The sequence below is a fragment of the Bilifractor sp. LCP21S3_F8 genome (genome assembly GCF_052117805.1).
GTDB lineage: Bacteria > Bacillota > Clostridia > Lachnospirales > Lachnospiraceae > Bilifractor.
Genome location: NZ_JBQKIK010000019.1, coordinates 49,405 through 65,239 on the forward strand (window position 1 = coordinate 49,405; position 15,835 = coordinate 65,239).

The 15,835-nt window shown below is 45.5% G+C and carries 11 protein-coding genes, 1 tRNA gene and 1 rRNA gene; 10 read left to right on the forward strand and 3 right to left on the reverse strand.

All coding sequences use genetic code 11. From position 1 onward, the window contains the following. Positions 1-73: 73 nt before the first annotated feature. The 3 genes from ACTQ3A_RS09560 to ACTQ3A_RS09570 form a co-directional block, all read right to left on the reverse strand. Complete coding sequence (locus ACTQ3A_RS09560; RefSeq protein WP_441099326.1) at positions 74-1,201, reverse strand: glycosyltransferase; 1,128 nt, start codon at positions 1,199-1,201, stop codon at positions 74-76. Positions 1,202-1,350: 149 nt separating this feature from the next. Beyond that, on the reverse strand, positions 1,351-2,847 hold the full coding sequence (locus tag ACTQ3A_RS09565) for a hypothetical protein (RefSeq protein WP_441099325.1): 1,497 nt from the start codon (positions 2,845-2,847) through the stop codon (positions 1,351-1,353). 151 nt (positions 2,848-2,998) lie between these two features. Beyond that, entirely contained in the window at positions 2,999-4,123 is a 1,125-nt protein-coding gene (locus ACTQ3A_RS09570) for a hypothetical protein (protein ID WP_441099324.1), read from the reverse strand. Positions 4,124-4,640: 517 nt separating this feature from the next. Between ACTQ3A_RS09570 and dnaA the strand changes: the two genes are divergently transcribed. From dnaA to ACTQ3A_RS09620, 10 genes are all read left to right on the forward strand, one after another. Then, on the forward strand, positions 4,641-5,981 hold the full coding sequence (gene dnaA, locus ACTQ3A_RS09575) for a chromosomal replication initiator protein DnaA (protein ID WP_441099323.1): 1,341 nt from the start codon (positions 4,641-4,643) through the stop codon (positions 5,979-5,981). A gap of 332 nt (positions 5,982-6,313) precedes the next feature. After that, on the forward strand, positions 6,314-7,426 hold the full coding sequence (gene dnaN / locus ACTQ3A_RS09580; RefSeq protein WP_441099322.1) for a DNA polymerase III subunit beta: 1,113 nt from the start codon (positions 6,314-6,316) through the stop codon (positions 7,424-7,426). 18 nt (positions 7,427-7,444) lie between these two features. Then, positions 7,445-7,663, forward strand: a complete 219-nt coding sequence (locus ACTQ3A_RS09585; RefSeq protein ID WP_441099321.1) for an RNA-binding S4 domain-containing protein — start codon at positions 7,445-7,447, stop codon at positions 7,661-7,663. 9 nt (positions 7,664-7,672) lie between these two features. Continuing rightward, positions 7,673-8,785, forward strand: a complete 1,113-nt coding sequence (recF, locus tag ACTQ3A_RS09590) for a DNA replication/repair protein RecF (RefSeq protein ID WP_441099320.1) — start codon at positions 7,673-7,675, stop codon at positions 8,783-8,785. Beyond that, positions 8,761-10,698 carry a DNA topoisomerase (ATP-hydrolyzing) subunit B gene (gene gyrB, locus ACTQ3A_RS09595; RefSeq protein ID WP_441099319.1) on the forward strand — a complete coding sequence of 646 codons (1,938 nt, stop codon included), beginning with the start codon at positions 8,761-8,763 and terminating at the stop codon, positions 10,696-10,698. Before recF ends, gyrB begins: the two co-directional genes overlap by 25 nt. A gap of 176 nt (positions 10,699-10,874) precedes the next feature. After that, positions 10,875-13,493, forward strand: a complete 2,619-nt coding sequence (gyrA, locus tag ACTQ3A_RS09600; RefSeq protein ID WP_441099318.1) for a DNA gyrase subunit A — start codon at positions 10,875-10,877, stop codon at positions 13,491-13,493. Positions 13,494-13,500: 7 nt separating this feature from the next. Further along, positions 13,501-14,346: a fumarate hydratase gene (locus ACTQ3A_RS09605; RefSeq protein ID WP_441099317.1), complete on the forward strand. Its 846-nt coding sequence runs from the start codon at positions 13,501-13,503 to the stop codon at positions 14,344-14,346. Positions 14,347-14,522: 176 nt separating this feature from the next. After that, entirely contained in the window at positions 14,523-15,077 is a 555-nt protein-coding gene (locus ACTQ3A_RS09610; RefSeq protein ID WP_441099316.1) for a Fe-S-containing hydro-lyase, read from the forward strand. A 283-nt stretch (positions 15,078-15,360) separates the two neighbouring features. Next, positions 15,361-15,448, forward strand: a tRNA-Ser gene (locus ACTQ3A_RS09615). A gap of 282 nt (positions 15,449-15,730) precedes the next feature. Continuing rightward, positions 15,731-15,835, forward strand: a 16S ribosomal RNA gene (locus ACTQ3A_RS09620); the annotation flags it as partial.

Here is a 15,835-nt window from a genome sequence, read left to right on the forward strand (position 1 = left end):
CCGGATTTATTTTACCCCTGCTGCTCAAAGTTAATCCGTCAACGAACAGAATTTCCGATGAAACAAGAGACCGTCATAAATCCTTATACAGGTTCAAAAAAGACTGAATGGTATCTTTGATATCAAACCCCTCTTTTCTCAGAAACGGAACCATGTCTGTTCTCTCTAAATTCATCTGATCTTTCATGGCACGCACCCACGCGTCTATATCCTTTTCCTCAATTCCTGCAAATGAGACGCGGTCTGTCAATGCGGCTTCGCGAGTAATCCGGTCTGAATAGACCACCGGAAGTCCACAGGCCTGTGCTTCCACTCCTACCACAGGAAGTCCTTCAAACCGGGACGGAAGGACAAACAGGTCCATCGCCTGCATCATCCGTTCTACATGGTCTGTCGTTCCATAGAAAATAACATCGTCAGAAAGTCCTACCTGTGCTGTCATCTCACGGATCCGGTCCCATATTTCCTTTGTACCGTCATGAGACCCGATCAGAAGGAGTTTTGCCTTTGGAACTTCTTTTTTAAACGCCTGGAATACACGTATCAGATATTCATGATTCTTCTGGTAAGAAAAACGTCCCACATGACCGACGACGATATTTTCCGACAGACCAAGCTCTTCTCTCATCTCCCTGCGTGTATCCGCGTCAAAGCGAAAACGGTTAAGATCAATTCCATTGTTGATCTGTATAACCTTTTCTCTTGGAATTCCGGGGTACATCCACGCAGCTGCCAGGTCGGAGCAGGCCGCAAAACAGGAACCGATCTTTTTCAGTCGTCCCCTATATACACGATGAAGAAATTTCTTCACGATCAGGTAATTTCCATCAACCCCAGCAGCGTGAGAATGAAAAATAATCTTTCTTACACCGGCACGTTTAGCGGCATGTCCAAACGCGTACATTCTGTAGGAAGTATCCGCGTGAATATGTACACAGTCATATTTATTTTTCATGAGGAGCTGATAGAGGTTCTGCTCCAGATCCCTCATACTCACATGATTGTGTCCCTCTCTCCCGATAAAATATACCTGTGTTCCTCTGTCATTCAATTCCTTAATATGTGCGTTGTCCGCAAAATGCATGATGCAGGCAATATCCATCTGATACCCTTCCGGTTTTCCCAGAATCACGGAACGCACCAGAGAATATACGCCTCCCAGGCCCTGATCATCTACATTTACTTCGAGAATTTTTTTCATTTTACCCTGTTCCACTTATCTTTCAGGTTATCGTTTATTTTCTTCTCTTGTTTACCCGTAAATCACAATTCCAGACTTCTCAGATTTATTTATCTTTAAAACGAATCAGGAAATCTGACTTACTTTACACAAAATTCTTTGCACATCTATTATTGATCTAAGATTATGCTTCCGAGAATTCTCTTCTCATATGTATGAAGCGTTTCAAGAATGCGGTCTGTCTTCCGGTAATCAGAGGTTCCGATACTGGCAATGATTACTGCGGCGTCTGTTTCCTTCAGACTGTGCAGAGCAGCCGGCGAACTGAGAATATCCCCGGGTGTCTTTATCTGCAGCTCAGATGTCTCCTTGTTCATTTCCGCGGCAATCTTTTCCAGCTGTCCGGGATCAACATCTCCGATCAGCGCAACTGTACCTTTTCCATTCATGAGTTCCGAAAGATTTTCATTTGCAATCTGCCAGCAGACCTCTCTGTCTCTGCTGCTGTAATAATCCGACGCATCCCGATGCGTAAGACGATCCAGCCCCTTTCTTTTTTTTGCGTTGGGAGAAGGTACTGCAGCAATTTTGGAAAATCCGTACTGACGGTTCATCTCAGAAGCACTGTATACCTTGCCGGATGCAAGCAGAGACAGAATCACAAGGAGGAAATACAATACGACTCCTCCAACAAATCCCGCACCGGCATATTTTACAATCGGCTTCAGCAGGTCACTTCTGCTGACGCTTACCTGAGAATTGTCTGTATTTCCGGAATTCATCCCCAATGTAGCTGTCGCAGTCCCGAAGGAATTATTTCCATTGATCAGATTATTGAGCATAGTCAGCCGGCTGTTTGCCTTATCCGTGACAGTTGTATCTGTCACGGTAGTGGTTACCCGGTTATTGATTGCAAGCGTATGTTCTCCATATGTTTTCGTCACAGAAGAAGAATAATTCTGGATCTGTGAAGTCAGTTCATCCAGAAGTTCACCGGCGCCCTGCTCACTTGGAAAACGAATGATAATCTCCGCGGAAATTGTATCATTGATATGATTTTCGCTCAGATCTACCAGTTCCTGAAGGTACTGAGGTTCTGTATTGTACTTTTCAGCCATCGCTGTCCAGTCTATTCCGTAAAGTACAAACTCTTTATATGCGTTCAGGATATTATTTGCATCCTGCTCCGCGACAGTGGTGATAACTACTGAACTGTCATCGGAGGACGGATTTGAACTTTTTGTCTCCGTCTCATCTATGCTTCCCAGTTCCACGGAAGCCAGAGAATCCGGATCATTTTTTCTTTCTTTTTCAAGTTCCGGTGTGGAAACCGATATATCTACAGAAGCCATTCCAACGGCGTTCGGATCCATCTGTGTATAAAAAGATTTATTTACATATTCAGAAGCATGTTCGATCTGCTGTTTAAAATAATCACTATTCTTTTTATAATCTGCTTCTGAGGAAACTCCCGTATCCGCGCTGCCTGTGTTCTCAGAAGATGCTGCGCTCTCTTCCTTCCCTGCTCCTTTAATTTGCGGCAATAAACGGTATGCCTTCCACCCGGAGATCAATATCATAAAAATCACACCACAGACCAGCATTCTTCTCCACTTCTGTAATGCTGTCTGAATCAGAAGTCTCATACTAATTGTTTTATCTCTCATTGTACCTTCCCTTGACCTTATGTCTTTCCTTCATCGTTTATCTGCACTTATCCACATGGATTGAGATTTATCAACATTTATCAGCAGATTACAATTCCATGCTAACCTGATTTTTGCTCTTTGAGAAGCCATCCCTTCAGACACCCGCAGACTATTCTCTCTGTTTCTCCAGATTCTTCACGCATTCCTGAAATGCCCTCCGGAAAAAATATCCTTCCCTGAGCTTTTGTCCCACTTGAGCGGCATTTTCACACATTTCCCTGTATTCCTCGTCTGATACCCCGCTTATCATCTCTGCTGCTTCATACAAATTCCGGATCGTAATTCCCACATGATATTTCTTCACAAAATCAGCAATTGCGGCCTCTTCCCACACCATCACCGGCATACCGGATGTCAGATACAGAGATGCCTTGTGTGGATTGTTATACCGAAGATATTCCCCGGTATTTCCTGCACAGCTCTCAGCAGAAGGTCCATCCCACACAAGCCCGAAATCGCCCTTCAGTACTCCCGGAAGTTTATCGGCTGGAAAAGCCCCCTGATATCGGATGCACTCGGATACCCCGTCGCTCTGAAAATTAACGCCATACGCATTAACCGTAAGTTCTCTGTTTTTTGTTTCTCCGTTGTTCCGGAACATCTCGTAGAGATAGCCGGACTTTCCGGGATGAAGATTGCCTGCCACAGCAAGAGAAGGTTCCTTTCCTCTGATCCTGTGACACATTTCTTCCTTTGTAAGATAATCAAAGATTTCCAGACTGACCAGCTTTTCGGGTTCAAATCCCTTCTCGATCAGATACTGCCTCATATGTTCATTATGACAGATCACTGCGTCAAATTGTTTCAGAAGATTCTGATCTGATATTTCCGCGGTTTTTCTGCTTTTCGTATAAAGCCCCTGAACCCCCATTCTCAAGGACTCCAGGTCATGAATCAGTGCTATGAAACGACAGCCCTTTTCTCTTTTAATAGCAGGAATATATTTTAAAGCTGCCCTGGCGCCATACATGGGATGCTGATATAAAACGATATCCCCTTCCCCGACTGTGCGGCACAGCTCTTTCCATCTCTCCGAACAGGTTTTCAACAGCCAGATTTTTCCTTTTATCACATTGATTCCTTTCGGAAACATATATTTCTGCGCAGGAAATAAAAATCCGGTCATCCCCATTTCATGTGCAATCAAAGAAATATCTGAAGGAGCCTTTACCCCTGCATGTTTTCCTTCCCCGGACTGCAGATCGATAGAATAAAAGATACCCATTATCTTCATCCTTTCCCTTCGTGACTGCCATACAATAAATTTTCCAAAAAACTGTATAAGCTGCTGATTGCTCCGTGCTCCCGCAATTATACAGTAAACCGCCATGCCCCGCAAGCGGGGCGTCACAATATCTATAAGTCCCCGCATCACTTCGCTGCTTCCGTTTTGCTGACAAATATGATGATACTTACATAGGTTTACGTAAGTTATCAACAATTTTGTTGATAACTTGTGGATAACTCACAAAAATATGGTTCATATTTTTGTAATTTTTTTGTAAACAGTTTAATTTACGCGGTTTTTCTTACGTGTATAAGTGGATATCATTCTGTGCACAAACTGACATCTACACCGTATTATCCACATCACCCTTCAAACAACTGTTCTCGTGTTGATAAATTCCGTATTTTAGTTTAATATAAAAGAGGTGTTTTGTCTTCTTTTTTCGGCGCAGCATATTTATATAACATAATGAAATGGATTGTGCCGGTTACAGGAAGAAATTTTATCAACAGCAGAGGTTATCATGAGCATTATCGAAGAAAAGTGGGATCAGATTCTGGAACGTGTAAAGGAAGAGCATGAGCTTGGAGAAGTTTCCTTTAAGACATGGATCAAGCCCCTCAAGGTATATAAGGTAGACGGTCATGATGTCACCATTCTCGTTCCATCGGAACAGGTTGGTCTTGACTATGTATCCAAGAAGTACAAGCTTCCAATCAAGGCTGCCATCGGCGAACTGACCGGAATGGACTGCGAAATTTATTTTATTCTTCCCCAGGACGCAGAGAAAGCCAGCCGCGAAAAGCAGGTCAAAAATGAATCCATTCTTACCGGACTGAACCCGAAATATACCTTTGATACCTTCGTCGTAGGCAAAAACAATCAGTTTGCTCACGCGGCTTCTCTTGCTGTTGCGGAGTCACCCGGTACGGTGTACAATCCTCTGTTTTTATATGGAGGCGTGGGACTGGGGAAGACCCATCTGATGAATTCCATTGCACACTTCATTCTCGAGAATAATCCCTCAATGAAGATTGTGTATGTCACCAGTGAAGAGTTCACAAATGAAGTCATTGAGGCAATTCGTGCAGGAAGCAGCACAGCCCTCACCAAGTTCCGTGAAAAATACCGTAACGTGGATGTTCTCCTCATTGATGATATTCAGTTTATCATCGGAAAAGAATCCACACAGGAGGAGTTCTTCCACACCTTTAACGCGCTGCATTCTGCCGGAAAACAGATCATTATTTCGTCCGATCGTCCACCGAAGGATATGGATGTCCTCGAAGAGAGAATCCGCTCCCGGTTTGAATGGGGTCTGATGGCAGATATCCAGAGTCCCGACTATGAGACACGAATGGCTATTCTCCGGAAGAAGCAGGAAATCGACGGATCTAATGTGAGCAATGAAGTCCTGGAATACATCGCCAGCAATGTGAAGGCAAATATTCGTGAACTCGAGGGCTCTCTGAATAAGGTCATCGCCATGGCCAACCTGGAACAGAAAGAGATCAATCTTGATCTGGCTCAGAACGTTCTGAAGGACATTATTTCTCCCAATGAAAAGCGGGTGGTGACGCCGGAGTACATCATCGACATTGTGGCGGAACAGTTCAATATCACTCCGGAAGAAATCAAAAGCTCCGTAAAGTCACGCAGAATTTCTTACCCGAGACAGATCGTCATGTATCTCTGCCGGACGATGACATCGAATAATCTGCAGGCCATCGCGGAAAGCATCGGCGTTCAGAACCATACGACCATCATCTACGGCATCAACAAGATCGACAAGGACTACAAGACCAAACCTGAGACAAAAGAAGTCGTTGATCTCCTGAAGAAAAAGATTTCTCCGGAGGGATGATCATACTTGTTCTCCCGAAGGAGTTTCTTCTATATATATAGTGTTCCAGATCCATCTATCCACAATTTATAGACTATGTGGATAAAAACAGAGTGGATAAATGTGGATTATTTTCCATTTACATTTTTCTGACAGCCGGTTTTATCGATACTGACAGACTTATGATCCTCCTTTTTCCGCTTTTTTTCACGGCAAAAGGGAGTTTTCCACATTTCAACCTCCCCTAAGACGAAGTCGAAGAATTTTTTTATTATTCTTTTCTATCTTTCCCGTTTTTCAACCCGCGGGATTGTCAGTATCGCACAGACAAACCGAAAGGAGTCGCACAGGTAATGAAGCTCGTTTTTAATCAGGCAGATCTTGCAGACAGTGTAAGTATTGTAATGAAGGCCGTACCTTCCAAGACCACAATGCCGATTTTACAATGCATCATGATTGAAGCTTCCTTCAACCAGATCAAGTTCACGGCAAATGATATGGAACTCGGCATTGAAACCATCGTAAAGGGAGAAATCGAGGAAAAGGGAAAAATCGCTCTCGATGCAAAAATTTTCTCGGATATCATCCGCAAACTTCCAAATAACAAAGTTTTTATCGAAACGAATGAAAATGATGTAGCGACGATTACCTGCGAAAAGGCTAAATTCAGTATTCCCGGAAAATCCGGTGATGATTTCGCATATCTTCCGGTAATTGAGAGAGATGATTTTATTTCCATTTCACAGTTTTCTCTGCGTGAGGTTATTCGTCAGACGATTTTCTCTATCGCCGTTAATGAGAACAATAAGCTGATGACCGGAGAATTGTTCGAAATCCGGAATAATGTGCTGAAGGTCGTATCTCTTGATGGTCACAGAATTGCCATCCGTAATCTGGCTCTTTCGGGAGAATGCCCGGATCAGAAGGTGGTTGTACCGGGCAAGACATTGAACGAGATCAGTAAGATTCTGTCCGGCGAGATGGATGACATGGTAAATATCTATTTTGCGGAGAATTATCTTCTGTTTGAATTCAGCGACACCATTGTCTTGTCACGCCTGATTGACGGAGAATATTTCCGGATTGATCAGATGCTGTCCAGCGATTATGAGACAAAGATCACAATCAACCGGCAGGAATTTATGGACTGTATCGACCGCGCGACTCTTCTGGTAAGGGAGAGTGATAAGATGCCGGTCATCATTGATGTGACAGACGGGCAGATGGAGCTTCGAATTGATTCTTCGATCGGTTCGATGGATGAGGAAATTGATATTGAGAAGACAGGGAAGGATATTATCATCGGATTTAATCCGAAGTTCCTTCTGGATGCGCTTCGGGTCATTGATGATGAGAACATTTCCATTTACTTCGTGAATGCGAAGGCTCCCTGCTTTATCAGGGATGAGAAGTCATCTTACATCTATCTGATTCTTCCCGTAAATATTAATGTGAATAATCGATGAAAAGGGCAGGAAAAGTAAATGGAGAAAATCACGATAAAAGATGACTTTATCAAGCTTGGTCAGGCAATGAAGCTTGCCGGTCTGGTAGATGAAGGTGTGGAAGCGAAGATTGCGATTCAGAATGGCGAGGTCTCGGTAAATGGAGAAACGGATACCCGGCGGGGGCGGAAGCTGACGGACGGTGATGTTTTTTCCTTTAACGGCAGAGAAGTCATGGTGACCAGAGCAGAAGCTTAATCCGGAAATATGTACGTAGAATCACTGGAGCTAAAAAATTACAGGAATTATGACAGAATTTCTCTCCATTTTGACAGGGAGACGAACGTTCTGTACGGCGACAATGCCCAGGGAAAGACAAATATACTGGAGGCCATCCAGCTCGCGGCGACGACAAAGTCTCACAGAGGAAGCCGTGACCGGGAGATCATTCGTTTCGGAGAGGAAGAGGCGCATCTGCGCCTCGTCTTCCGCCGGAATGAGGTGTCTCACAGAATTGATATGCATCTCAAGAAGAACGGAAAGAAAGGTGTGGCGATCGACGGAATTCCGATTCGCAGAGCCTCAGAGCTGTTCGGGATGATCAGTGTTGTCTTTTTTTCTCCGGAGGATCTGAATATCATCAAAAATGGTCCGAATGAGCGGAGAAGATTCATGGACAGTGAATTGTGCCAGCTGGATAAGGTCTATTATACCGATCTGACTGAGATGAACCGGATTCTTACCCAGAGGAACGCACTTCTGAAGGATATTCCTTTTCATCCGTCACTGGAGCAGACGCTTGATGTGTGGGATGAGCAGATGGTCAGTCATGGCATTCACATTATCCGGTCGAGAAGATCCTTTATCGGGCATCTGAATGAGATCATCGGCAGAATTCACGAGAATCTCACAAATGGCAGGGAAAATATTGAGATTGTCTACGAGCCGAATGTGGAGGAGAAAAATTTCAGGGAGATTCTTTCCGGCAGCAGGGTAAGGGATCTCAAAATGAAGACCTCTACGGTGGGACCGCACAGGGATGATTTCAGAGTCAATGTAAATGGAATTGACATCAGACATTATGGTTCTCAGGGACAGCAGAGGAGTGCGGCTCTTTCCCTAAAGCTGTCCGAGATTTATCTTGTGAGGGAATCGGTCGGAGATACACCGGTACTGCTGCTGGATGATGTTTTGTCCGAGCTTGACAGCGGAAGACAGGCGATGCTTCTGAAGCGAATGGATGAAGCGCAGACATTCATCACATGTACAGGGATGGATGAGCTGATTGAGAATCATTTTCCTGTTAACAGGGCTTTTCACATCGTGAACGGAACAGTTGAAAATCAGGAGGACGTATGGAAACAGAATCAACCGTTGTGACAAATGAATATGGAGCTGATCAGATTCAGATTCTGGAAGGACTGGAAGCAGTAAGAAAACGTCCCGGTATGTATATTGGAACCACATCCTCCAGGGGGCTTCATCATCTGGTTTACGAGATTGTAGACAATTCTGTGGATGAAGCGCTCGCCGGATACTGTACACATATTGAAGTGACGATCAATCCGGACAACTCCATTACGGTTATTGATGACGGACGTGGAATTCCTGTCGGAATCAATCATAAGGCCGGGATTCCGGCGGTAGAGGTGGTGTTTACGGTTCTTCACGCGGGAGGTAAGTTCGGCGGCGGCGGATACAAGGTATCCGGAGGTCTCCACGGAGTGGGAGCCTCTGTCGTCAATGCCCTTTCTGACTGGCTGGAAGTTCAGATCTATCACGATGGGAAGATCTATAAGCAAAGATATGAGCGCGGAAAAACGATGTACAAGCTCAAGGTGGTCGGTGAGTGCGATCCGGAGAAGACAGGAACCCGTGTCGATTTTAAGCCGGATGAGACAATTTTCGAAGACACCGTCTATGATTTCAATACTCTGAAGACAAGGCTTCGCGAGACAGCTTTTCTGACAAAGGGGCTGAAGATCACTCTCAGAGACAAGAGAGAGGGAATGGAGCAGGAGAAGGTCTTTCACTACGAGGGCGGAATCAGGGAATTTGTCCAGTACCTGAACCGGAGCGCGGAGGTATTGTATCCGGATATCATGTACTTTGAGGGAATTCAGAATGGTGTCATGGTTGAAGTTTCCATGCAGCACAATGATTCCTACAATGAGACTGTGTACGGATTTGTCAATAATATCCTGACTCCGGAGGGCGGTATGCACATCGTCGGTTTCCGCCAGGCGATAACCAGAACCTTCAACGATTATGGACGTAAGATGAAGCTGCTGAAGGACAGCGATGAAAATCTGACCGGTGAGGATATCCGGGAAGGACTTACTGCCATTGTCAGCGTAAAGATTGAAGACCCTCAGTTTGAGGGACAGACAAAACAGAAGCTCGGAAACAGTGAAGCAAGAGGAGCGGTTGACGCTGTGGTCAGCCAGCAGCTATCCGTATACCTGGAGCAGCATCCGGATGTAGGTAAGATTATCATCGAAAAATCGGTGATTTCCCAGCGTGCCAGAGAAGCTGCCCGAAAGGCAAGAGAGCTCACCCGGCGGAAAACAGCGCTTGACGGTCTGGCGCTTCCTGGAAAGCTGGCGGATTGCTCCGATAAGGACCCGAAGAAATGCGAGATCTTTATCGTTGAGGGAGATTCCGCCGGAGGGTCCGCAAAATCGGCGAGAAACCGAAAGACACAGGCGATTCTTCCCCTCCGCGGAAAGATTCTCAATGTGGAAAAGGCAAGGCTTGACCGGATATACGGAAACGCCGAGATCCGTTCGATGATCACAGCCTTTGGAACGGGAATTCATGAGGATTTTGATATCACAAAGCTCCGATATGACAAGATCATTATCATGACCGATGCCGATGTTGACGGCGCGCATATCGCGACGCTGATGCTGACGTTCCTGTACCGGTTTATGCCGGAGCTGATCAAGCAGGGACACGTATATCTGGCAAAACCGCCGCTCTACAAAATCGAGAAAAACAAAAAAGTATGGTATGCATACAGCGATGATGAGCTGAATCAGATTATGAATAAAATCGGCAGAGATGCGTCAAATAAGATTCAGCGTTACAAAGGACTCGGTGAGATGGATGCGGATCAGCTCTGGGAGACCACGATGGATCCTGAAAACAGAATCCTGCTCCGTGTGAATATGGATGAGGATGAATCTTCAGAGATTGATCTCACCTTTACGACTCTGATGGGAGATAAAGTAGAACCACGGCGTGAGTTCATTGAGGAGAGAGCAAAGGATGTGCAGAATCTGGATATCTGACAGGATAATCCGGTAACTATTCAGATCCTGTGTTTCGGATTTTTCAGAGCACAGGTTTACGCGAGAACCAGGATAAGGGGACAGAACCATCAGAAAGCGTTTTTTCCCGTATCACAGGCAGATAGATGAAGCATAAATAATGGCAGAAAGCTGTCCCAAAAGAAAGGCACATGAAAATGGATGATAAAGTCTTCGATCGAATTGAGGAAGTAGACCTCAAGAAGAAAATGGAAGATTCCTACATCGATTACGCGATGAGTGTAATTGCGTCACGAGCGCTTCCGGATGTACGTGACGGTTTGAAACCGGTACAGAGAAGAATTCTGTATTCCATGATAGAATTGAATAACGGACCCGACAAGCCTCACAGAAAATGTGCCCGTATTGTCGGTGATACGATGGGAAAATATCATCCGCACGGAGACTCTTCCATTTATGGAGCGCTTGTCACGATGGCGCAGGACTGGAATATGAGGTATACCCTCGTTGACGGCCATGGAAACTTCGGTTCGGTTGACGGAGACGGAGCTGCGGCGATGCGTTATACAGAGGCAAGGCTGAGTAAAATCTCGATGGAGATGGTCCGTGACATGAACAAGGATACGGTAGATTTTGTTCCGAACTTCGATGACACGGAAAAAGAGCCTACCGTTCTCCCGGCAAGAATTCCGAATCTTCTGATCAATGGCGCATCGGGAATCGCTGTCGGTATGGCGACGAATATTCCGACGCATAATCTGCGGGAAGTTGTTGGTGCCGTAGTCAAAATCATCAATAATCGGGTTGAAGAGGACAGAGAGACCACCCTTGATGAAATTATGCAGATCATCAAGGGACCGGATTTTCCGACTGGCGCCGAGATTCTCGGGGTGCGCGGAATTGAAGACGCCTACCGGACCGGACGCGGAAAGATCCGTGTCCGCGCAATTACCAATATCGAGACTCTGCCAAACGGCAAGAGTCAGATTATCGTCACAGAACTTCCGTATATGGTGAATAAGGCGCGGCTGATCGAGAAAATCGCCGAGCTTGTGCGCGATAAGAAAATCGACGGAATCACGGGTATCAATGATCATTCCAACCGTGAGGGAATGAGAATTGTGATTGATCTCCGTCGTGACGCAAATGCAAATGTCATATTGAATCAGCTTTATAAGCATACGCAGCTTCAGGATACCTTTGGTGTTATCATGCTTGCCCTTGTGGATAATCAGCCGAAGATTCTGAATCTTCTTGATATGCTGAAATATTACATTCAGCACCAGGAAGAGGTTGTCACCAGAAGAACGCAGTATGACCTGAACAAGGCGCAGGAAAGAGCCCATATTCTGGAAGGACTTCTGAAGGCTCTTGATATTATCGATGAAGTGATTCATACCATTCGGGCATCCGCAAATACAGCGGAGGCAAAGGCAAACCTGATCTCCAGGTTCGGCTTTACCGATCCGCAGGCGCAGGCGATTGTAGATATGCGTCTGAGGACACTGACCGGTCTGGAAAGAGAGAAGCTTCAGGCGGAGTATGATGAGCTTCAGGCCAAAATCATCGAATACAAGAAAATCCTGGGCGACCGGAAGCTTCTTCTCGGCGTAATCCGTGATGAGATCAGTGAAATTGCGGAAAAGTACGGGGATGACCGGCGTACCAGAATCGGATATGACGTCTACGATATCTCCACCGAGGATTTGATCCCGCAGGAAAATACCGTGATCACGATGTCCAGACTCGGATATATCAAGAGAATGTCTCCGGATAATTTCCACAGCCAGAATCGCGGCGGAAAAGGAATCAAAGGCATGCAGACCCTCGACAATGACTATATCGAGGATCTGTTCATGACGATGTCTCATGATTATCTGATGTTCTTTACCAATATGGGACGCGCATATACCTTAAAGGCGTACGAAATTCCGGAGGCAGGAAGAACAGCCAGAGGTACCGCAATCGTGAATCTCCTTCAGCTGCTTCCCGATGAAAAAATAACAGCTGTCATCGCAATTTCCGAGTTTTGCGAGGATCAGTATATTTTCATGGCGACAAAGAAGGGGATTGTCAAGAAGACTCCGGTGCCTGCATTCCGCCACATGAGAAAGACAGGTCTAGCCGCAATTACGTTAAATAATGGTGATGATCTGATCGAAGTGAAATATACAGATGGAACGCAGGATGTAATTCTGGCGACGAGAGATGGAATGTCCATCCGGTTCAATGAGAAGGACGTGCGTCCGACCGGAAGAGGATCCATGGGAGTGCGGGGAATTGCTCTTCGAAACGGCGATGAAGTGGTTGCCATGCAGATCCGTCAGCAGGGGGAATACCTGCTCTTTGTCACAGAAAACGGAATCGGAAAGCGCACCCTATTTGACGACTTCCGCATTCAGACCAGAGGCGGCGTTGGAATTAAGGCGATCAATCTCAGGGAAAATACAGGAAAACTGATCGGAATGAAGGCTGTGAACAGCGAAGATGAAATTATGCTGATCACAAAGGGAGGTATTATCATTAGGACTCCTGTAAAAGGAATTTCTGTTCTGAAACGCAGCGCAACCGGAGTGAAGATCATGGATGTCATGGATTCCGTGGCGGGAATCGCCAAGGTTGTCGGCGAAGATGATGAAGATCCTGAGTCCGGGGAAATGCCGGATGAGAGTCAGACAGCAGAAGACGAAGGTGATTACAAGTCTGAAGAATTCGCGGACGGAAATTCAGGTGAACCTGCATCCGGAGAATTGTCAGACGCAAATGCGGACGAGCATGCATCCGGTGAAATCTCAGAGGATAATCGGGAAGAATGAGGAATCGATGATGAGAGATATTGATGTCAGTGAAGTGACAAAAGCGGTAAAGGAAATGTGTATTTCTGTCAATTACGAGCTTTCCGATGACATGAAGGAATGTATGAGATCATCAGTGGATAAGGAGCAGTCTCCGCTCGGAAAACAGATTCTGAACCAGCTTCAGGAAAATCTGAAGATAGCAAAGGAAGACCGGATTCCGATTTGCCAGGATACCGGAATGGCTGTTGTGTTTCTGGATATCGGCCAGGAGGTTCATTTTGTGGGCGGAGTCCTTGAGGATGCTGTCAATGAGGGGGTCCGTCAGGGCTATACAGAAGGATATCTTCGTAAATCCGTAGTAAGAGATCCCCTGGATCGCGTAAACACAAAGGATAACACACCGGCGGTCATTTATTATCATATTGTGCCTGGAGATCAGGTGAAGATTACCGTTACAACAAAGGGCTTCGGCAGTGAAAATATGAGCAAAATTGTCATGCTTAAGCCGGCGCAGGGAGCAGAGGGAGTCAAGGACGCAATTGTTCAGACAGTAAAAGAAGCCGGACCGAATGCATGTCCTCCCGTATTTGTCGGTGTCGGTATCGGCGGAACATTCGAAAAGGCCGCGCTGATGGCGAAACAGGCACTGACCAGACCTGCTGGGCAGCATTCTGAAATTCCATACGTAAAAGAGATGGAGGAAGAACTGCTGGAGAGAATCAATCAGCTTGGAATCGGTCCGGGGGGACTTGGAGGAAAGGTTACCTGTCTTGGAGTGAACATCAATACCTATCCGACTCACATAGCAGGACTTCCACTGGCAGTCAATATGTGCTGCCATGTGAACAGGCATGCAGTCAGATATCTGTGATTGGATCGGACAGTGCTTTGTCTGTATTCGGATATCATTGACAGAATGCTGCAGGATTGCGAGAGTGCGAAACACGGGAGAGATCTATAGCCTATGAAGTATGTAGTGCCCCGCCTGCGGGGCATATAGGTTACGGTATAGCCGCGAATTGTTCCGGGAATAGAGGATATCAAACAATGGAAAGAAAAATGAATGTTCCCATGAGCAGGGAAGATATCAGAAGTTTGCATGCGGGAGATTATGTGTATCTGACAGGAACCGTTTATACGGCGAGAGATGCTGCGCATAAGAGAATGAAGGAAGCCATTGATCAGGGAAAGGAACTTCCCTTCGATGTTCGTGGTAATATAATCTATTACATGGGGCCATCTCCTGCCAGAGAGGGAAGACCGATCGGATCCGCAGGACCTACGACGGCCGGAAGAATGGATAAATATGCTCCTCAGCTCATGGATCTCGGATTAAGCGGGATGATTGGAAAGGGACGCAGAACACAGGAGGTTGCCGATGCAATTATGCGCAACGGGTGTGTTTACTTTGCAGCTGTAGGAGGGGCAGGTGCTCTTTTGTCAAAGCGGATTCTCTCATCGGAGGTGATTGCCTATGATGATCTCGGTACAGAAGCAATCCGAAGGCTGACAATCAAGGATTTTCCGGTGATAGTCGCAATTGATGCTGAAGGGAATAACATATACGATATTGCCCTGGAAAAATACCGTGTCGAACAATGAGACAAAGAAGTCGCAGCATACATCTGGTAAATAGGAAGGAATTTCAACATTCTGCTTCTGTTCTCAGTCGGGCTGTGATGAAGTGAAAGAGACAAATGAAAAGAGTAAAAGGCCGGTCAGAAAATAAGAAAAGATAAGAAAAGGCTGGGCAGAAAATAAGAAAAAAACGTTGACAAAAGAATTATACTTTTGTATAATCACTAGTGCGTCGTGTGAATGATGCGTTAATTTTTTACCTGTTTCAGGTAAATCAAGTGGTAACAACCATTCTTGACATGGGCTTGGAGAAGTACTCAAGAGGCCGAAGAGGCGCCCCTGCTAAGGGTGTAGGTCGGGAAACCGGCGCGAGGGTTCAAATCCCTCCTTCTCCGTCTTTCAGATTTTTCAAAAAAAGTTGTTGACAAACTGAAAGATATGAGTTATAGTAAACGAGCTGTCGCCGAAAGGCACAGCAAAACATGAACATTGACAACTGAACAGTAAAACACATCCTCGAAAATTCAAATGAAGTTTTATAAAATTTTTGTTTGAACGATCGATAAGTATTCATGAATGTAACGTTCAGATGAACGATACATGAATTGATTACGATCCTTTAAAACAGTAAAAAGGGATGAATTAGCCAAGTGTTAATTCTGAACGAATCAAATCTTTTTTATGAGAGTTTGATCCTGGCTCAGGATGAACGCTGGCGGCGTGCTTAACACATGCAAGTCGAGCGAAGCGCTGAAGAAGATTTCTTCGGAATGATTTTTGAG